17 protein-coding genes are annotated in these 20273 nt (G+C 42.0%); 13 read left to right on the forward strand and 4 right to left on the reverse strand.

Annotated elements, in window-relative coordinates; genetic code table 11:
- Positions 1-597 precede the first annotated feature (597 nt).
- The 3 genes from RH96_RS02280 (at position 598) to RH96_RS02290 (ending at position 3381) form a co-directional block, all read left to right on the forward strand.
- The gene (locus RH96_RS02280; RefSeq protein ID WP_025652227.1) at positions 598-891 is read left to right on the forward strand and encodes a co-chaperone GroES; all 294 of its coding nucleotides are present in this window, start codon (positions 598-600) and stop codon (positions 889-891) included.
- A gap of 93 nt (positions 892-984) precedes the next feature.
- On the forward strand, positions 985-2634 hold the full coding sequence (gene groL, locus RH96_RS02285) for a chaperonin GroEL (protein WP_010196843.1): 1650 nt from the start codon (positions 985-987) through the stop codon (positions 2632-2634).
- Between the two features lie 369 nt (positions 2635-3003).
- Complete coding sequence (locus RH96_RS02290; RefSeq protein ID WP_010196846.1) at positions 3004-3381, forward strand: hypothetical protein; 378 nt, start codon at positions 3004-3006, stop codon at positions 3379-3381.
- 152 nt (positions 3382-3533) lie between these two features.
- Here RH96_RS02290 and yaaA read toward each other — a convergent pair whose 3' ends face one another.
- Complete coding sequence (gene yaaA, locus RH96_RS02295; RefSeq protein ID WP_010196849.1) at positions 3534-4334, reverse strand: peroxide stress protein YaaA; 801 nt, start codon at positions 4332-4334, stop codon at positions 3534-3536.
- Positions 4335-4814: 480 nt separating this feature from the next.
- Between yaaA and RH96_RS02300 the strand changes: the two genes are divergently transcribed.
- The 7 genes from RH96_RS02300 (at position 4815) to RH96_RS02330 (ending at position 10625) form a co-directional block, all read left to right on the forward strand.
- Positions 4815-5981 (forward strand): NAD(P) transhydrogenase subunit alpha, encoded by a 1167-nt coding sequence (locus RH96_RS02300; RefSeq protein WP_010196851.1) that lies wholly within the window; start codon positions 4815-4817, stop codon positions 5979-5981.
- Positions 5982-6124: 143 nt separating this feature from the next.
- A complete protein-coding gene (locus RH96_RS02305) occupies positions 6125-6472 on the forward strand; it encodes a proton-translocating transhydrogenase family protein (RefSeq protein WP_202801446.1) in 348 nt (115 codons plus the stop codon).
- Positions 6469-7866 carry an NAD(P)(+) transhydrogenase (Re/Si-specific) subunit beta gene (locus tag RH96_RS02310; protein WP_010196858.1) on the forward strand — a complete coding sequence of 466 codons (1398 nt, stop codon included), beginning with the start codon at positions 6469-6471 and terminating at the stop codon, positions 7864-7866. The genes RH96_RS02305 and RH96_RS02310 overlap by 4 nt, the downstream gene beginning before the upstream one ends.
- Positions 7867-8024: 158 nt before the next feature.
- Positions 8025-8588, forward strand: coding sequence for an acyl-CoA thioesterase (locus tag RH96_RS02315; protein ID WP_010196861.1), 564 nt, complete (start codon positions 8025-8027; stop codon positions 8586-8588).
- Between the two features lie 93 nt (positions 8589-8681).
- On the forward strand, positions 8682-8891 hold the full coding sequence (iscX, locus tag RH96_RS02320; protein ID WP_010196865.1) for a Fe-S cluster assembly protein IscX: 210 nt from the start codon (positions 8682-8684) through the stop codon (positions 8889-8891).
- Positions 8892-8982: 91 nt separating this feature from the next.
- On the forward strand, positions 8983-9465 hold the full coding sequence (locus RH96_RS02325; protein WP_010196868.1) for a GyrI-like domain-containing protein: 483 nt from the start codon (positions 8983-8985) through the stop codon (positions 9463-9465).
- Between the two features lie 161 nt (positions 9466-9626).
- Entirely contained in the window at positions 9627-10625 is a 999-nt protein-coding gene (locus RH96_RS02330) for a hypothetical protein (RefSeq protein ID WP_010196871.1), read from the forward strand.
- 105 nt (positions 10626-10730) lie between these two features.
- On the opposite strand, the gene dapE is transcribed toward RH96_RS02330, so the two are convergent.
- The 3 genes from dapE to RH96_RS02345 all read right to left on the reverse strand — a co-directional run bounded on the left by dapE (position 10731) and on the right by RH96_RS02345 (position 13317).
- Entirely contained in the window at positions 10731-11933 is a 1203-nt protein-coding gene (gene dapE / locus RH96_RS02335) for a succinyl-diaminopimelate desuccinylase (protein WP_010196874.1), read from the reverse strand.
- A 107-nt stretch (positions 11934-12040) separates the two neighbouring features.
- Positions 12041-12505, reverse strand: coding sequence for a hypothetical protein (locus RH96_RS02340; protein ID WP_010196876.1), 465 nt, complete (start codon positions 12503-12505; stop codon positions 12041-12043).
- 59 nt (positions 12506-12564) lie between these two features.
- A complete protein-coding gene (locus RH96_RS02345; RefSeq protein WP_010196878.1) occupies positions 12565-13317 on the reverse strand; it encodes a 2OG-Fe(II) oxygenase in 753 nt (250 codons plus the stop codon).
- 140 nt (positions 13318-13457) lie between these two features.
- Here RH96_RS02345 and RH96_RS02350 point away from each other — a divergent pair, with 140 nt between their 5' ends.
- The 3 genes from RH96_RS02350 to RH96_RS14475 all read left to right on the forward strand — a co-directional run bounded on the left by RH96_RS02350 (position 13458) and on the right by RH96_RS14475 (position 19574).
- Positions 13458-14333, forward strand: a complete 876-nt coding sequence (locus tag RH96_RS02350; protein WP_010196880.1) for a 23S rRNA (adenine(2030)-N(6))-methyltransferase RlmJ — start codon at positions 13458-13460, stop codon at positions 14331-14333.
- Between the two features lie 74 nt (positions 14334-14407).
- Positions 14408-15310 carry a CDP-diacylglycerol--serine O-phosphatidyltransferase gene (pssA, locus tag RH96_RS02355; RefSeq protein WP_010196883.1) on the forward strand — a complete coding sequence of 301 codons (903 nt, stop codon included), beginning with the start codon at positions 14408-14410 and terminating at the stop codon, positions 15308-15310.
- 586 nt (positions 15311-15896) lie between these two features.
- Positions 15897-19574 carry an ESPR-type extended signal peptide-containing protein gene (locus tag RH96_RS14475; RefSeq protein ID WP_010196886.1) on the forward strand — a complete coding sequence of 1226 codons (3678 nt, stop codon included), beginning with the start codon at positions 15897-15899 and terminating at the stop codon, positions 19572-19574.
- The last annotated feature ends 699 nt before the right edge of the window (positions 19575-20273 follow it).

The raw sequence follows: 20273 nt of genomic DNA on the forward strand, positions 1-20273 counted from the left end.
ATATTCACTTCTCATTTTTCCAAAGTTAGTACATGGTATTTGCCAAATAATATTATAGTCAGTGAAAAGTAATATCAGCAGTATCGTAGCGTTTTTGGGGTATTTTGACTATAAATGAAAGAAAACATTGAATACTAAATTATCATTAGGGTCTGTTGAACATTCAAATGTGGTACTGGCAGTGTCTATTTTTTAGACAATATGCAGTGAAATTTTGGACGCCTAGTCATTCTAGGTTAGACAATTTCGCCATGTATTGGCAAAAAATAGTCCTGCCCTCAAAGGCTGATGCTAAAATCACCTCAAACGTTGTTGTAAACTTAGCTAAGGTCTAGACATTATCGTCGTTTAAAAGGTTTGGGGCAATTTTAGCGATCAGCAGTCCTAATATTTGAATGTTCAACAGACCCTGGAATAATCTTGTAAATTTTTGGTGTTTACACTTGAAGCCAACCCATCTTGCCCCCACTTTTTGATACAAGCTCAAAGCTTATCTTTAGAATGCTGCTTTTAAGCGGTAATGCTTATAGATATTGGTATTGAGACCATTAATTCAAATAAACCCTTATTGTAAATAACTAAATTATTGGAGACATATTGATGAATATTCGTCCTTTACATGATCGTATTGTTGTCCGCCGCATAGAAGAAGAAACAAAAACGGCTGGTGGTATCTTGCTTCCTGGTTCTGCTCAAGAAAAGCCTTCACAAGGTGAAGTGCTAGCAACTGGTAACGGTCAGATTCGTGACAATGGTGAAACTCGCGCGTTAGATGTAAAAGCTGGCGACAAAGTCTTGTTCGGTCAATATGCTGGTCAAACTGTCAAGGTTGACGGCGAAGAACTACTTATCATGAAAGAATCTGATGTATTGGGTGTGCTAGAAGGCTAGTCCTTTTGAGTATTTTTATACTCAGCGCATTTTGATAATATCATTGAAACATTTAATTGCATTCTCATACTTATAATAGTGGAGTAATTTAACATGGCAAAAGACGTAAAATTCGGCATAGATGCCCGTAAACAAATGATGGACGGCGTAAACGTTCTAGCAAATGCAGTACGAGTCACACTAGGCCCTAAAGGTCGTAACGTGGTAATCGATAAATCGTTTGGCGCACCTACCATTACTAAAGATGGTGTTTCAGTTGCTAAAGAAATCGAGCTTGAAAACAAATTCGAAAACATGGGCGCTCAATTGGTTCGTGAAGTCGCTAGCCGTACCAACGATGTTGCTGGTGATGGTACGACTACTGCGACGGTATTGGCTCAGTCAATCTTGCAAGAAGGCATGAAATCAGTTGCCGCTGGCATGAACCCAATGGATCTGAAACGCGGTATTGATAAAGCGGTACGTGCGGCTGTTGAGCAAATCCATTTGCTATCTACTCCCGCTGATGATTCAAAAGCGATTGCTCAAGTTGGTTCTATCTCTGCCAACTCAGACACCAAAATTGGTGAATTGATTGCGCAAGCGATGGAAAAAGTCGGTAAGCAAGGCGTTATCACTGTTGAAGAAGGTTCAAGCTTTGAAGATACCTTAGAAGTTGTCGAAGGTATGCAGTTTGACCGTGGTTATATCAGCCCGTACTTTGCGAACAAGCAAGACAGCTTAACTGCTGAGTTTGAAAACCCATATATTCTATTGGTTGACAAAAAAATCAGCAACATCCGTGAGATCGTGCCATTACTTGAGCAAGTCATGCAGCAGAGCAAGCCATTGCTAATCATCGCTGAAGACGTAGAAAATGAAGCATTGGCAACTCTAGTTGTGAACAACATGCGTGGCGGCTTAAAAACTTGTGCCGTTAAAGCACCAGGTTTTGGTGATCGTCGTAAAGCGATGCTAGAAGATATCGCAACGCTAACTGGCGGTACGGTTATCTCTGAAGAGATTGGTCTGAGCCTTGAAACTGCTACTCTAGAGCAACTTGGTACCGCTAAGAAAGTCACTGTCGGTAAAGAAAACACCGTTATCGTCGATGGCGCTGGTAACAAAGCAGATATCGAAAACCGTGTTGAATCTATCAAACGTCAAGTTGAAGAATCAACGTCTGACTACGACAAAGAAAAGCTTCAAGAGCGTATGGCTAAACTGGCTGGTGGCGTTGCCGTTATCAAAGTTGGCGCTGCGACTGAAACTGAAATGAAAGAGAAGAAAGATCGCGTTGATGATGCGCTACATGCCACTCGTGCAGCGGTTGAAGAAGGCGTTGTCCCTGGTGGCGGTGTTGCTCTAGTTCGTGCGATGAATGCATTGTCTGAGCTACGTGGTGATAACGACGACCAAAACGCGGGTATCAATATCTTACGTCGCGCAATGGAAGCACCATTACGTCAAATCGTGACCAACTCTGGCGAAGAAGCCTCAGTGGTAGTCAACGAAGTGAAGAGCGGTACTGGTAACTACGGTTACAACGCAGCTTCTGGTGAATATGGCGATATGCTAGAGATGGGTATCCTTGATCCAGCTAAAGTAGCTCGTTCAGCGCTAGAGAATGCGGCATCTGTTGCAGGCTTAATGCTCACGACTGAAGTCATGATTACTGATTTGCCACAAGGTGATGACGGTATGGCTGGCATGGGTGCTGGCGGTGGTATGGGCGGTATGGGTGGAATGGGCGGCATGATGTAATTTTACTTCTGCTACAAAGCGATTTTTCTTTGTCAGATGCGCTCAATGTACAATAGGTACTATTTTCGCTCGTCTTCCTCGACGAATCGCTTTTCGCTAGAAGTATTACCAACGTCACAAAGTCTGTTTAATCATTAAAGCCCTGTTATCGAAAGATAGCAGGGCTTTTTTTGCGTTTAATATAATAGTTAGCGTCACACAGAAAAACCCCAGCGAGCTGAGCTTACTGGGGTTTTTAATATCAAATTTGATTAATATTTCTAATATAGATTTAAATTTTCAATTAACTGATTATTAAGATATAGTTGTTATAGCGAATATATTCGCTATGAGTCACAAGCAACCAATCAAACTAGAAGGAATTAACAGATGAAAATACTATCGATTGTGATGGCAGTATCAGCGTTAGCTCTATTTTCTGTTCCTAGTTCAGCTGAATATAAATTTCAGAATAGTATGCAAACGTCTCAAAAAGCCATGAGCATGTCTCGGGTTGAACGGCCACAAGTGATGCAGCTGTCGTTTGATAACAAAGAACGCAATACCAATGAAAAGGAGATTTACGAAAAGGTTATGAAAAATGCCAAAGCGAGCGGCTTTGAGCTCAAAGAAATAGAAGCGATGAAAATAGCACATATCGTCAATGGCGCTTTAGATAATGAGCCGCCAGAAGCAGCGTCTATTAATATTACAGTGACTATTCATCTAAAAAGACCAATTAAGATAGAGGTTGAGATTTCTCTATAATTTATTCGTTCTCTCATTAATAATTTTACAAGCCATACTTTATGAGTCACTTACTCTATATACATAAAATAAGACCCTAATAGACTTTATATTTATTAGGGTCTTACAATTAGAGATTAATCACAGGCAGAGGTTGATTGAAGGTATTACTGCTACTGATTCGCCTCATCCCGTCTAAACGTCCACGTCTTATCATCAGATGCACCTTCACAATAGTAGTATCCAGCCAAATCAAATTGCTTTAGCTGTTCAGCATTGGTCAGCTTATTATCTGCCGCATATTTCACCATTAGTCCGCGCGCTTTTTTGGCATAGAAACTAATGACTTTATATTGGCCATTCTTTTCATCTTCAAATCGCGGCGTGATAATTTCAGCATTTAACGCCTTTTTCTTCACAGACTTAAAGTACTCATTAGAGGCTAGGTTAATCAATACTTTGTCATCGCTATCGGCCATACGTGTGTTGATAGTGTCAGTCACGTCTTCGCCCCAAAACTCATAGAGGTTATCACCGCGCTCATTTTTCAGCTTGGTGCCCATCTCTAAGCGATAAGGCTGAATCAAATCCAATGGTTTCAGTACGCCATAAAGACCCGACAAAATACCCAGATGTTCATTGACGTAAATGACGGTGTCTTTATCCATGTGATACATATCAAGACCCGTATAAACATCTCCATCAAACAAATAACCTGCAGGTTTAGCATTACTATCCGTAAAGTGAGTATTAGCACTCCAAGACCAGTCTTGATTACGCTGTGCATTCAGCTGTGCCAAATCATCAGAGATGCTCATCAGCTCTTGCAAATCAATCGGCTCTTTTGACTTCAGTATTTTCATCAGTGCCTGTGAGTGCTCAATCAGCTCAGGCTGACTATAGTAGTTGCCTAAATTGACTGGCATAGTATCTTTTTCATTTAAAGATTTGGCAGGGGAGAGTACAAAATACATCGTTATTCCTTATTATAGTGAATCAATGACCGACCTGTTGAGGTGTCAACCTTTCTCATTATACGATATACACAGGTTTAACTTGACTTACTCGTCGTGGTTTTGTATTTATATACCAGTATACTGGTAGTTTATAATTATGTCACAGGTCGTTACTGGTTCTCTTAGCCTATGTACCATAAGGGCTGACACGTTAGTTGAAAAATAAAATTTTTTAATATAACAATAAAAGTTATGTAGATGGTGTAAATACCTAACTTTTTATTTTACTTGTGGGTCATCATTAGTCAATGAAAGTTAGCCGATGATATCTCTATAATAAAAAGGCATGATGGTAAACCAGCTATCATTTATTAAATTGATAATCTTTAGTCATAAAGTTGCATAAACCATGACATAAGGTTTTTTTGTCCCCTGTGCTTTTTCAATGTGCGTTGAGGGTATTAAAAGTAGTCATTAAGACGTAAGTAAGGAGACGGTATGAAAATCGGTGTAATCAGTGCAGATATCGCGAGCGAAAGTCGCGTAGCGATAACCCCAGACGCAGTCAAAAAATTGCGTAAGCTTGGGTTTGAAGTCGTCATACAGTCAGGTGCAGGTCAAGCAGCGTATTATGCTGATGAGATGTATCAAACTGCCGGTGCCGAGATTGCCAGTAGTAGCGCCGAGGTCATTACACAGTCTCGAATTATTACTACGGTCAATGACTTACCTGCTGCGGCTATAGAACATTTGACCACGGGTCAAATCGTCGTTGGTATGCTCGATCCGTATCGTAATACACAGCTAGATGCTTATGCTGCCAAAGGCGCTACTGCTTTTGCGATGGAGTTATTGCCGCGCACATTGTCACGCGCACAGAATATGGATGTCTTGTCATCACAAGCTAACCTTGCTGGTTATAAAGCAGTATTGCTGGCAGCCAATGAATACTCGCGTCCTTTTCCAATGTTCATGACCTCAGCGGGTACAGTTAAGCCTGCCAAAGTGGTCATCTTAGGAGTTGGGGTTGCAGGTTTGCAAGCCATTGCGACGGCAAAGCGTTTGGGCGCAGTGGTAGAAGCCAGTGATCTACGTCCTGCAGCAAAAGAGCAAGTTGAATCCCTAGGCGGTAAATGGCTTGATGTACCGATGAGTGAAGAAGAAGCGCAAAAAGCCAAAGCGACAGGCGGCTATGCGTGGACACCATCAGAGCAATATATCAAAGACCAAGCCGCTGTGGTAGACAAAGCGTTAAGCAATGCCGATATCGTGATTACGACGGCGCAGATTCCTGGTCGTAATGCTCCGCGCTTGGTACATGGAGCAACCCTTGCCAAGATGAAGGCAGGCTCAGTGCTGATCGATATGGCTGCTGGAACGGGCGGCAATGTAGAAGGCAGTGTGCCTAACGAAACCATCACTACGGATAATGGCGTGCGTATCGTTGGTGCTGCCAATATTCCATCGATGCTCGCAGCGCAGTCTTCAGATTTGTATGCCAATAACCTTGTTAACTTTATCACAACCTTAATTGCGCCTGCTGGCGATGACGCTTCAGCAAGTGACGCATCAGCTAACTTGGCACTTAACTTAGACATGGAAGACGAGATTCAGGGCGCACTGGCGGTGACACATGACAGTCAGGTACGACTGGCCAAACGCTAGTTTGACTGGCTAAGTTTTTACAGCCTGTCATCACAACATTGTTACTACTAACGTTGTCACCATACATTTGCCAGTAACGAATAAATTTTTAGGAGGATAAGATGATTGCCACTATTTTAGCTGCCGCGCCAGCCGGTGCCGCCATGAGTAGTACACCATTTGTAGCGATTTTCACTGTATTTGTGCTCGCTATTTTTGTCGGATACTACGTGGTTTGGGGCGTTACGCCTGCACTACACACACCATTGATGGCCGTCACCAACGCATTATCAAGTATTGTCATCGTTGGTGCGATGCTACAGACCGTCACGATTGATGGCTCTATATTTACACCAACCAGCTTGCTGGGTGCCTTTGCGGTATTTCTAGCCAGTGTCAACATCTTTGGTGGTTTTGCCGTGACTGAGCGTATGCTTGCGATGTTTAAACCCAAAGTGAAAAAAGCACCCGCTCTTGAAACTGGGATGACTGAAAATGGAGGCAACGCATGAATGATTTTTCAACAATGATTGCGGCAAATGCAGATTGGTTTTACCTAGTCGGCGCTATTCTTTTCGTTTTAACCCTACGTGGTTTATCTAGTCCAAAAACGGCTATCCGCGGCAACCGCTTTGGTATGGCAGCGATGGCGATTGCTGTTGTGACCACATTCTTCTTAGCAGAAGGCCCCGTTCTTTGGTTGATTATTGGTGCCATGGTATTGGGTGCGGTCGTCGGTATGTGGAAGGCAAAAACGGTCGCGATGACCCAAATGCCAGAAACCGTTGCCTTGATGCATTCTTTCGTTGGTTTGGCAGCAGTTGCGATTGCCTTGGCAACCGTATTGCATACTGAGCAGCAGCATGGCGCGGTTGCTCGTGTCGAATTGTTCATCGGTTGCTTTATCGGTGCGATTACTTTCTCAGCGTCAGTATTTGCTTTCGGTAAATTGGCGGCGAAAAGCTGGGCCAAAACATTGGTCGGAGGATGGGTCAAACCTGTCCAAGCGCTACTGTTCATTGCGATGATCGGGTTTGGCGGCATGTATTTCGTCACTGATTCATTACCTGCCTTTTATGCAATGGCAGTGATTGCTGTTATCTTCGGTTGGATGTGGATTGCACCAATCGGTGGCGGCGATATGCCAGTGGTTGTATCACTATTGAACTCATTCTCAGGTTGGGCAGCAGCGGGTATTGGTTTTACCCTCGGCAACTCAATGCTCATTATCGCAGGTTCGCTGGTTGGTTCATCAGGCGCGATTTTGTCTTATATCATGTGTAAAGCCATGAACCGCTCATTACTCAACGTATTGTTCGGTGGTATGGGCACGTCAGCTGTGGCAGCAGGCGGAGACGATGGCGCGCCAAAAAACTACAAGGCTGGTTCAGCAGAAGATGCTGGTTTCTTGATGGCCAACGCCAGCAACGTTGTGATCGTACCGGGTTATGGTATGGCACAGGGCCGCGCGCAGAATGCAGTAAAAGAGCTGTATGAGCTGTTAAAAGAAGAAGGCGTTAACGTTCGTTTTGCCATTCATCCAGTTGCTGGTCGTATGCCTGGACACATGAACGTCCTATTGGCTGAAGCGGATGTGCCTTACGATGACATTCTTGAGATGGATGAGATTAACTCAGACTTCGCTAGTACGGATGTGGTCTTGGTGATCGGTGCCAACGATGTGGTAAACCCATCTGCAAAAGATGATCCGACTTCACCAATCTTTGGTATGCCAATCTTAGAAGTCAGCAAAGCGCAAACAGTTATGGTTATCAAGCGTTCGATGAGCACGGGTTATGCAGGACTTGATAATAGCTTGTTCTACATGGATAAAACCATGATGATTTTTGGCGATGCGAAAAAGATGGTAGAAGAGATGGTACGTAGTATCAATGGCGCTCATTAATCTTTAGAGTAAGCGGTTAATATTTACTTCTAAATATAAGCTTTTAAATAAAAAAGTCACTGAGGTGGCTTTTTTTGCGTTAAGGTACGCCTCGCTTATATTCAATCATTGTTTACATCAAATAAGTTTATACAAAATAAGAGTTAAGAAGGTTATTTATGAATATGTTGATACGTTTTTTTATTATGGTTAGTTTGCTAAAACAACAACTTAAGCAGCAATCAGTGAGTGAGACGCTCAGTATAGAGACATTGGCTGCACCGACGGTTCGCCATTATCGAATATTGCCACATGATATGGGTTTTCGCGACCATCTACCTAACTACCGTTACCTATCTTTTATTGAGCTAAACATTACGCGATGGGTAATGAAGCACTGTCACCAAAAAGGCATTAAGCCCCTAAACTGGGTCATCGCCATGCAAGAGATGATTTATCTTAAGCAAATTAAGTTTTTGGACAAAATGACGCTCAGTAGTGCAGTCGCAGGATGGGATCACAAATATGTATATTTTGAGCATCGCTTCTTTGTAAAAAACCAGCTAATGGGCGTCGGCATGACTAAGTTTGTTTTTACAGACGATAACGGTATGCGCACACCAAAGGTATTGGATATGACAGGCGAGCAGATTACGGATACGATTACCACGTGGAATGAACACCAAGTAGCAGTCAAGTCTACCAAATCTGCTGAGCCAGCTGACGCAATAGAGACAGCTTAACGAACTTGCCTATAATCATAAGACGAATTTTGGTAGGATGGGGGCTATTAAAGCGATAACATTTTTTCTAAAATTAAAAAAGAAGGTACCATTATGATTCCACAAAAACTAAAATGGACAGACAGCTTGGATATCGCTATCGAGCTTTATGAAAAATTCCCAGAGACCGATCCACAGTACATACGTTTTACTGACTTGCATCGCTGGGTAACTGAGCTTGAAGGCTTTGATGATGATCCACAAAAATCAAATGAAGGCATCTTAGAAGCCATTCAAATGAACTGGATTGATGAAGCGGATTAGAGTAACTTTGCTACTAACTATAAGCAACTAACTATAATCTACGTACTATTTCAAATAAAAAATCGACTAAATATACAGGACAGGCGCTATCATGACTTCACAAATTAAAGAACTATCCGAAGCGATAGTTTGCAAAGGCATCAGTGCTCGTACCACTAATAACGCTGAAATCAGCCATGACACTGCTAAATTGGGTCGTTTATGGCAAAAATTCTACCAAAATCACGTGAAGCAGCTTCCTGAAGGTGAAGACATTTATGGTGTTTTTCATAACTATGAGAGCGATGATTTAGTAGGCGCTTTTGATGTCGTGGCAAGTTGGAAGGTAGACAGCGAGCAAGAGCAGCAAAGCGCTGGTAATCTAGTAACGGTCAGCATTCCTGCAGGGAAATACTTGGTATTCTCTGAACAAGGTCGAATGCCTAATACAGTGATGAACGCTTGGGAGAATGCTTGGACTTACTTTAACGATCCAAGCTGTGAGCATACTAGAACGTATCAGGTCGATTTTGAGCAGTATATCGGTGGTAATCTAGAGTTTGGGCAAGTAGATCTTTATATCGGTATTGAATAAGGTTGCTTATATTCTAGACAGTAAGGATTCTCAATAGCTTGATTTTATTATTGTCGTACTTGATAAGTAAGTATAGCTGTATATGTATTTGAGAATTCATACTGAATTTTTAGTGATAGAACTTCTAATAAAATTATAGATAGTTTGAATAAGGGTAGAAGATGGGCTATGACTGTACGAATCATTTTCCTCTAAAAACAAAATCAAAAGAGGTTCAAGAGTTTCTATTTCTACTAGGTTATGAGAAGGGTAAAAAGGGTTTTTTGAGTGGAGTATTGGGCACACCATATTTCTTTTTTGATAGCAAAGACTATAAATACGTTGAAGGCGTTTATTCAGAACTTTACACTGACGAACAGACTGGAGAACTTTTATTTTGGTCACGAACATCAGTATGGCGGAGCAAATTCGATAGTGATTTTCATAATTACACTATCAAAGAACTTAGAAAGCGTTTTGGTGGCTATTTTATAAGTGACCTTGGAAGAAATAGATACTTTAAGTTTGAAGGCATTATTCGACAGGAGGCAGAAGCGGGAGTACATCAAGCTTACGGTCGCTTTGTCCATAATATTAAACGAGCCTATAGTTTTATTGATTTTTCAGATCTGAAAAATAACAATGTACGTCCAATAAAGAATATTGAGATGCTTGATGACCTAAATCCTAAGTTATTAGCTACAAATATATTAGTCCCATATATACTATCTATTTTTGAAGATTTTTTTAGATCAACTTACATAGCACTTTTGAAATATTCAGAAAATAAAGAAAAGATAATTCATGATGCAAGGGTTCAAGGTGCTGAGCTAGTCTTAATTGAGCAGGAGTTTTTGACTGTCCCAGAAGCCGTAGCTAAATGGATGAACTTCCAAGAGATGGATAAAATTCATCAAGCTTTCAAGAAGCTTGATAGAAATATAGATTTACATGGTGTTTTTAAGAAACCTGATGGTAGGAAAAAAGAAGATTTTTGGCTTTTATTCAAAAGAATAATTGAATTAAGACACTCTATAATTCACCGTGCTGAAACGGATGTTACTTATACACCAACGAAAGTTGAAAAAGATATTCAGAATGTAAAGAAAGCTGTATGGCGATTTTATCAACACTTAGTGGAGGTATATTATTGGAACAAAGTTGAGGAGTGGGAGTTTTAGATCTGCTTCAATTTTACATGCATAACAGTATTTTTAAATTATTCATTGAAAAAATGAATTGAAAAATGCTATCTATAAAACAAACAGCATTTTTCAAAAAATTGCCTACTCACCTAATAACAAATTTTCTAAAATCCCCTCATAAATCTGCGCAAGCTTTCCTAAATCATCAACTTCGACTTTTTCATCAACTTGATGAATCGTCGCATTACGTACCCCAAGCTCAACCACTTGTGCACCCGTTGGCGCAATGAAGCGTCCATCTGATGTGCCACCAGACGTAGATAACGTAGTATCAACATCGGTCACTGCTTTAATCGCACGCTGGCAAGCAGACACTAGCTTACCTTCTGGGGTCAAAAATGGCTGACCAGATAACTTCCAATGAATATCATAACTGGCTTTGCTATCTTTAAAGTACTTATCAAAGATGGCGTGAGTTTTTTCTCTCAATTCATCTTCAGTCGTTTCCGTTGAAAAACGGAAATTAAACACGGCATCAAGCGTTTCAGGAATGACATTGGTTGCACCCGTGCCACTATTTATATTAGAAATTTGTAGAGACGTCGCAGGGAAGTAGTCATTGCCGTTATCCCAAGTGGCGTTTGTCAGTTCTGCTAATGCTGACATAGCGGCATGGATGGGATTGGACGCGAGATGCGGATAAGCGACATGACCCTGTTTACCAGTGACAGTTAGCACCGCACCCAATGAGCCACGACGACCGTTTTTGATAATATCACCCAACGTATCAGTGCTTGATGGCTCGCCAACCAAGCAATAGGTGATTTTTTCTTGACGTGCTTCTAAGGTTTCAATGACTTTGACGGTGCCATTGATTGACGGGCCTTCTTCATCTGAGGTGATTAAGAAAGCAATAGAGCCGTTATGCTTAGGATGATTAGCAACGAAACGCTCGGCTGCGACAGTAAAGGCGGCAATCCCTGTTTTCATGTCAGCAGCACCGCGAGCCCATAGATAACCATCAGCGATAGTTGGCGTAAATGGTGGATAAGTCCAATTGTTTTCATCGCCTGTTGGTACGACATCCGTATGCCCAGCAAAACAAATAACTGGATCGGCTGTGCCACGGCGCGCCCATAAGTTTTTGACTTCAGCGTGTTCACCTGTTTTATCTCTATCGCCAAAATACATAAACTCGCAGTCAAAGCCTGCCTGTTCTAACCGTGCTGACAGCATATCTTGGCAGCCATCATCATCTGGGGTGACGGAAGGGCGTTCCAATAACGCAATACTTAAATCTAGAGTTTCTTGCTGATGGGTTTTACTATTATTTTCTGAACTCATGACATTCCTAGATAAGTTGATTTAATATTTCTTGTGATAAAATCTGGCTTATTTTTATAAGATTTATCTAATGCTGATGTTTATCAATTCTGATGCTCAAAATAACTTTAATTTTTATCCAAGTAAATTTTCTCATAATCGCCGTAATATATTGCTAGATACTCTGTAATACACTTTTCGGCTAGCGTATTACTATAATTTTTAACTTTGTCACTGTTGTAAGCACTCACATAGCCACCCGCAGAAATGACATCACCCATTTTATAACTTGTTCCTAGTAGTTTTAAAGTCTTATTATGACTATCAAAAGTTGCATGTCCTTCGGGAAATACAGGTGTCATCCATTTACTTCCATCAAATGCAAGTAGACATCCATCCTCATATTTGAATTCAGTAGTAATAGCGGTCGGATTAATTATTATAGGTCTTTCAGGAGTGGACTTCGGCAAATAATAGGTAAAAAAGAACTCATTGTGTTGTTGAGTAGGAGCTTGATGATTAAGCGTCTCACAGCTCACAATCAGAGGAAATATAATAATTAAGAGAAAGTTTCTAAACAAAGTCCTATGCATTGTCATTATCCTTAATTAACAAGGCTTATTTCAAATAATAGCTAGTATTAAATTTACGCTCATAGTGGCGCAACCAAGACTATAGCATCATCGCGCCTTAACCAAGTCGCGATAGAGTAGCGTTGGCGATGAGCGATTTGTACTTGATGCTGTAGATCGCTGGCAAATATGATCAATCTGTTGGCGACAGGCATGACATTATGATGAATGCCATGTGTATCGACGATTTCTAGTGCGCCGCCGTCAGTTGATGCCCATTCATCATTGAGATAAAACACTGCCGAGATAACACGTTCGTCACGACCAGCCGGATTGTCACTGTGCCATTGATAGCCAAAACCAACTGGATAGCAAGCATAATGCGCTTCACTATGACGAATACCAGCAAACAAACTGCGATTGAACAAAGCGGCAAGTGTATTGATACTTTGCAAATAATAATAACCAGCAAAGAAATTTTCCGTGATCCAGCGGATTTTATCACCACGGATATCACTGAGGCGAATGCCAGCAGTCAACTCTGCATCACGATAGTCAATAAAACCACTTTCCGCTTGTAGCGCCAATAATGCAGTACTGTCAAAGACATCATCAATGATTAGCCAGCCATCCTCTACAAACTTATCAAACTTCGTATCTGTTAGTTTGTTTTCCCAATCAACGTCAAAGTCAGATGTTTGCAGGACGTGTTGAGTTGGCGGCTCATGGCTATAGTCTTCACTTGGGACAAACAGCATGGGCGGATTATCCTGACCGATTGGCTGATCGACAACCAATTGTGTCACCTCAAGATTGCTAGTAATCTTCGTCATTTCGTCTCGCCGTTATCAATAAACACTCAATTAGCTGACAATACACAGCCAATCGATGCCTTTTTACCAAAACCATCGTTATCTTTTACTCTGCCTATGCTACCATAGATGCAATTTTTCTTATTTAAACTTTTGAACTTATGAACTATAAACACGCCTACCACGCTGGTAACTTTGCTGATGTGGTCAAACACATTTTATTGGTACAATTACTCAACCAGCTGGGGCAAAAAAACAAACCTTTTTATGTGCTTGATGCTTATGGCGGTCGTGGATTGTATTCACTTGCCAGTGAAGAGGCGCGCAAGACAGGAGAAGCTAAAGGTGGTATCCAATCTTTAGTAAAGGCCGATGTCGAAAAAGCACCGCCTGCTGTCAAAGACTATATAGAAGGTATCAAGCAAGCCCGTTTCACTTATGACAAAAAAGTCTATCCTGGTTCGCCTTGGTGGATTGCGCATCATATCGAAAAAAATCCAGATGCAGGCGTGCGCGGTGAAGCGTTTGAAGCCAAAGCCAGTGAGTACGACGCGCTTAACTATCAGCTACATAAATTGCCAATCGGCATTCATCATCGTGATGCGTTTGAAGGTATTCGTGCCGTTATTCCACCACAAGAACGTCGTGGTCTCATATTTTTGGACCCTCCTTACGAGCAAGAACACAAAGACTTTACTCGCCTGATCGACCTATTGGTGCACTCTTATAATAAGTGGCCACAAGGCACATATGCATTATGGTTCCCGATCAAAAACATTGAAGCGGTAGAGCTGTTCTATAAAAAGCTAAAACGTACTGAAATGAGACGTCAGTTGGTTTGTGAGCTAAATATTTATCCGAACGATATCGCCGTGGGTCTTAACGGCACAGGAATGCTGATTATCAATCCGCCATGGCAGTTCGATAACCATGCGCGTGAAATTCTACGTTTCTTGCAGCCAGTACTAAAAGTTGCCAATGCCCCAGATTTAACGCCTGATAGTGCGACCAATGTGCGCTGGCTCGTCGGCGAATAATAGCGCCAGTAAATAAGGGTGTTAGTAAACAACGGGGTCAATGAATAGCAATGTCGGCCAATAAGGATATCAAGATGACAAACGTGCAACCACCTACCGGCCAACCAAACAATGCGCCTCTAAGCGATGGTTTGCTGCAAGATAATGCAGCCACCCAGCCACCTTTTGTTGATGAGCATGAGTTTAATATCCGCTTAGCGGATAATGACAGCTACGATGGCTTGACCTTTGAGGTGATTGAGGCAGAAGTTGCTGAAGGGAAACGTGTGGTCAGTCGCGGTGTGTATTTAGCACCCAATTTGATCACTACTTTGTCACTATTGTCAGGCTTTTACTCGATTTTGGCGAGTACGCAAGGTGAGTTCTACAAAGCCTCTTTAGCCATTTTTTTATCCGCAATTCTCGACGGGGCTGATGGTCGCGTCGCACGCATGCTCAATGCCCAAAGCCCGTTTGGGGAGCAGTATGATTCTTTAGCCGATATGCTAGCGTTTGGCGTTGCACCTGCCATCTTGATTTATAGTTTTGCGCTACAGCCCTTGGGTCGTATTGGTCTTGGTTGTGCCTTTGTATTCACGGCTTGTGGTGCTTTCCGCTTGGCACGGTTTAATGTGCAGGTTGGTACTGTCGACAAAAAATACTTTGTTGGTTTAGCAAGTCCACTTGCGGCTATATTGGTCACCTCAGCTGTTATGGTAGCAATAGACCATAATCAGTGGATAGGACAGTACGATACACTTGTAATGTTCTTGTTCGCGGCTTGGGTCGTTATTTGCGGTTTACTGATGGTCAGTAATGTTAAATACTACAGCTTTAAGGAATTTGACAAAAAGAAAGTACCTTTTGTGGTTCTTATCATTGGGGTACTAGTCATGAGTATTGTGCTTTATGATATCCCTGTTGGTATTTTAGCGATCGGTATTATTTATGCTTTATCAGGCATAGTCACGACGTTGAAAGCCAAGGCTTGGCGTTAATATGACTGAAACATTCTGCTGGATTCCTCATAACAGTTAAAAGTGTAAGATATAGCCACAAAAAAACCGCTTATTTTCAATAAGCGGTTTTTTTGTGCGTGCTATTAAATTATTACTCTCTTCGTAATTTTCACACTGCGTTACTTTAACGAATGATACTGCCTGTCTCTAATAGATTAATGCTGTTTACGTATGCATACAGATTAAATATCTATTGATTATATCCAGTATTACTTGTTTTGGAGCCGTGGTATATTCTGTAATATACATATTTATAAGTTGCAAATTCAGAACAATAACTTTACAATTTCCATGTAATGTTTCAGTATGTAACTAAAAAGTTTCTTTATATGTTTTAATTGTACAAAAGTCGTTTCTAGAAACAGCAGGTAATTTATTTTTCAAAAGTTTTAAGACAACAATATTTCAACCTGCTATTGGAGATGTCACTAATTGAGCTACCTATAAAATAGCTATCTTGTTCAACTATTCATTAAATCTAACGTCTATATCTAACAGTGATAGTCCAACTATCAGTCATCACATAGTTGCTTTGATAGCGACTTTATATATACAGGATACTCTCATGTTAAACCATGTTTACCGCGTTGTTTTTAATCGTTCTACGGGTTGCTATACCGCCGTTAGTGAAATCAGCAAGTCGGGTGGAAAGTCTAGCAACACATCAGGTAAAGTTGGTACTGTGCCAGCTAGCCAAACAGGCGCATCACTACGTCGACATGCCATTGCCACTGCAATTGGCTCAGTGTTAGGATTAACAGCGATGAGTGCTCAGGCAGATGTGTGCTTAACGCAGTTCAATGGACCAAATGGAAGTGTCGCTCCACAAAATACATCTATAGCTTGTGGGTTTGGCAACCTAGCGCAAAATGAATCCAGCTCAGCAGTAGGTTTCCAAAATAGAGCCTTGAACACTAATTCAACGGCAGTAGGTTACGTCAATACCGCTTCAGGTTTTTCTAGCTCAGCAGTAGGTTTCCAAAATAGAGCTTTGAATACTAATGCAACAGCAATAGGTTACGTCAATACCGCTTCAGGTTCTTTTAGCTCAGCAATGGGCCATAGAAATGAAGCATCAAGTCTATATAGCTCAGCGGTAGGCAACACTAATACTGCCTCTGGTGAAAATAGTTCAGCGATAGGTTCTGGTAATAGAGCTTTAGGGAATGCTAGTTCTGCTATAGGTTCAGAAAATTATGTCGTAGGTTTTAGAAGCTCAGCATTTGGTAACGAAAATAGAATAACAGAAGGTTTTGGGTTGGCGGCAGGTCGCCTTAACCAGGTTGAAGGCTATGTTGGTACGGCTGTAGGTTTTAGTAATAAGGCAATTGGTCAAGCCAGCTCCGCAATAGGTAACGAAAATACAGCCTCCGGAGTTCGTAGTTTGGCAATAGGTAGCGACAACTCAACCGCTGAGGAGCGTAGTACTGCAGTCGGTAGTCTAAACGTAGCTTCTAAGTTGCGTAGTTCAGCGCTAGGTTCTAATAATACTGCTTCGGGAGAACGTAGCTCAGCAGTGGGGTATGGTAATACTGCATCAAGTAATGATAGTTCAGCAGTAGGCTCTAATAATAGATCAACTGGAGTAGACAGCTCAGCTTTCGGCCGTAGTAACACAGCTTCTGGTATTGCTAGCACAGCGATAGGTGTTGCTAACCAATCTTCATCTAATAATAGCTCAGCGTTGGGTACTGGAAATAGAGCTTTAGGCAGTGACAGCTCAGCGATGGGTCGTGCCAATTTTGCCTCAGGCCTTAATAGTTCAGCATCAGGTTACCTTAACCAAGCCACAGGTAACAATAGCTCAGCAGTGGGTTATAGCAATATAGCGTCAGGCTATGCCAGCTCAGCATTAGGTGGTTATAGTAGAGCCGATGCTAGTGGGGCTACTGCACTCGGTAGTGGCAGTACATTTGCAGTAGCTGCTGTTGAAGGTGCTACTGTGCAAGCGGACTTTACTGCGGCTACTACCCCCATTCAGACTAATAATGATGGTCGACGTTTTAAAGATGATGGTACTGGCGGTCAAATTTTTGAGTTTGCACAGAGTGACTACGAAGCTCTAGGCATCGGTGCTACGGCGAGTGGTATCCGAGCAGTTGCGCTCGGTACTAACGCAGTGGCTGATAAGCGTGACAGCATTGCCTTAGGATCGAAAAGTAAAACGACTACCGTAACTGGCGCGGCAGGTTATTCAGCTAATGGCGATACTAGCCCTATTTGGCAATCAACTCTTGGCGCCGTTAGTGTTGGTGATACCAGCAATGCCAGCTCTAGCCAATGGCAAACTCGCCAAATCACTGGCGTAGCGGCAGGGACATCTGATACTGATGCCGTTAATATTGCTCAGTTAAAAAGGTTAGAAACAACAGGTGTCTCTTATTTCGGCAATGTAGCAGCAGCTTTGGGTGGGGGTGCGCAGCTTAACAGCATGGGTGTATTTCAAGCACCCAAATATCGTATCAATAACACTGACTACAGTGATGTCGGTTCAGCATTTACCGCAGTTGATGGCAAGTTGACAGATTTGCAAGGACAAATAACCAACATCGCATTAACCCCTGGACCTAAAGGGGACAAAGGCGATCAAGGTGAGACTGGCGCACAAGGTCCAGCAGGATCTGACGGCATCAATGGAACAAACGGTATTGACGGTCAGAATGGAGTTGATGGTACTAATGGCGTAGACGGAATTAATGGTCAAAATGGTGCTGACGGTGCTCAAGGAGCAATTGGCCCACAAGGTCAAGCAGGTCAGAATGGAACAGATGGTTTAAATGGTGCTGATGGCACTAATGGTGCTGATGGCACTAATGGTGTTGATGGCACTAATGGTCAGGACGGCGCGCAAGGTAAACAAGGTCCAGCGGGTCAAGATGGTGCACAAGGTTCAGCAGGATCTGACGGCATCAATGGAACAAACGGTATTGACGGTCAGAATGGAGTTGATGGTACTAATGGCGTAGACGGTATTAATGGTCAAAATGGGGCTGACGGTGCTCAAGGAGCAATTGGCCCACAAGGTCCAGCAGGTCAGAATGGAACAGATGGTTTAAATGGTGCTGATGGCACTAATGGTGCTGATGGTACTAATGGCGTAGACGGTATTAATGGTCAAAATGGGGCTGACGGTGCTCAAGGAGCAATTGGCCCACAAGGTCCAGCAGGTCAAAACGGAACAGATGGTTTAAATGGTGCTGATGGCACTAACGGTAAAGACGGTGTTGATGGTGCTCAAGGACCAGAAGGTCAGGATGGTATCGACGGCGCTAAAGGTGATTCAGGTATTAGCGAAGAAGCTAAAATTGAATTAGAAAGTAAAATCGAAGACAGCCAAGCGCGTTTTTTTAGCGTTAATGGTTCTAGTAACAGTGAAGATGCAGGTAATTATAGCGGTAATGGCGCTACTGCTGACGGTGCGATAGCGATCGGGGTTAACGCTCAATCTAAAGGTAAGGATAGCATCGCTATGGGCACTAATAATACAGTGACCGGCGATCAATCTACTAGCGTGGGTAATGGCAACATCGTCTCAGGTAATCGTTCAGGTGCATTTGGAGATCCCAATATTGTCGGTGGTAACGCCAATTATGCAGTTGGTAACGACAACATCATTGGTGATACTACCAGTAACTCTGTAGTACTAGGTAGTAATGCAACTGTTGGTGCTACAGCGGCAACAGTTGGTACCAATAGTACACCAACTTTTGAAAACGAGACTAATGCCTCAAACTCTGTCGCTATCGGTGAGTCGGTGAACGTCCAAGCAGCTAATGCAGTGGCCATCGGTGCTAATAGCAGTGTGACTCATAGCAATGCTATAGCATTAGGAGCAGGGTCACAGACCAGTGCAGACAATACCGTATCAGTTGGCAATGCAAGCAGCCAGCGCCGAGTTACCAATGTCGCCGCTGGTATCAATCCAAATGATGCCGTTAACGTCTCTCAACTTAACCAAAATCGTGCTGAAGCCTTTGGTTATACAGATAGAAGAATAAATGATCTAGAAGGAGAGACTCACTCAGCAGTTGCAGGCGCGCTTGCTTTCGGTGCCCTACGCTACCCTAATGTACCAGGTAAAGTCAGCGTTGGTCTAGGCGGTGGTACATGGGAGGGTGAGACAGGTTATGCTTTTGGTGTAGGTTACACCACATCTGACGGACAGTTTTCTATCAGTAGTGCTTTTGGTGGTAGCGGCAGCCAAAATGGTGGTAACGTTGGTGTAAGCTATACTTTTGACTAGCGTTTATTTCTAGGAAATAAGAAAATACCTGAGCCTACGATTGTTTTCAATAGTAGGCTCAATCAATTGAACTTATGAAGTTAGACGATTTCTAGAAACTTCCCTTGTTTTCTATCTAAAACCCCGTATAATGCGCCCTAGTTGAAAGGGAAGGCTGTTTAGAATGAGTGATGAGACATTTACTTCAAACTAAATAGAAATTACCTCTTGACACAGAATTTAAAGCGTCTATAATACGCCCTCATCAAGACGAGCTGGAAGTAACTAGTGTGTAGATTACACATTAATAACCCAGTTAACCTGATGAAACAAATTATAAAAAATCTTGACAATCCCAATCATTATGATAAGATAGTCGGCTCGCTAGATAGCTTAACCCGCAAGGGATTAAGTCTAAACAGCAAGAGAGTTACCCAATATATCAGTTACTGGACGACAGTGATTGAGCACTATTTAAAAGCATAACTAAAGAACAACTTGTGTGGATTTTTGCTGATTCAGAATGCTAAAAAATAAAGTTGGTTGACTATCTTTTCGATAGGATTCTAACTATAAAAATTATCATTTAAGACAGCAGAAAAACTCAAAGTTAATTCATTACGAACATAATTTTTAGCGATTTTGCCAGATTAGATGAGCCAAGTTTAGTAGCCTCTTTAAAAGGGTTACATAGCAAGATTAAACTGAAGAGTTTGATCA

This window comes from Psychrobacter sp. PAMC 21119, from assembly GCF_000247495.1.
Classification (GTDB): Bacteria; Pseudomonadota; Gammaproteobacteria; order Pseudomonadales; family Moraxellaceae; genus Psychrobacter; species Psychrobacter glaciei.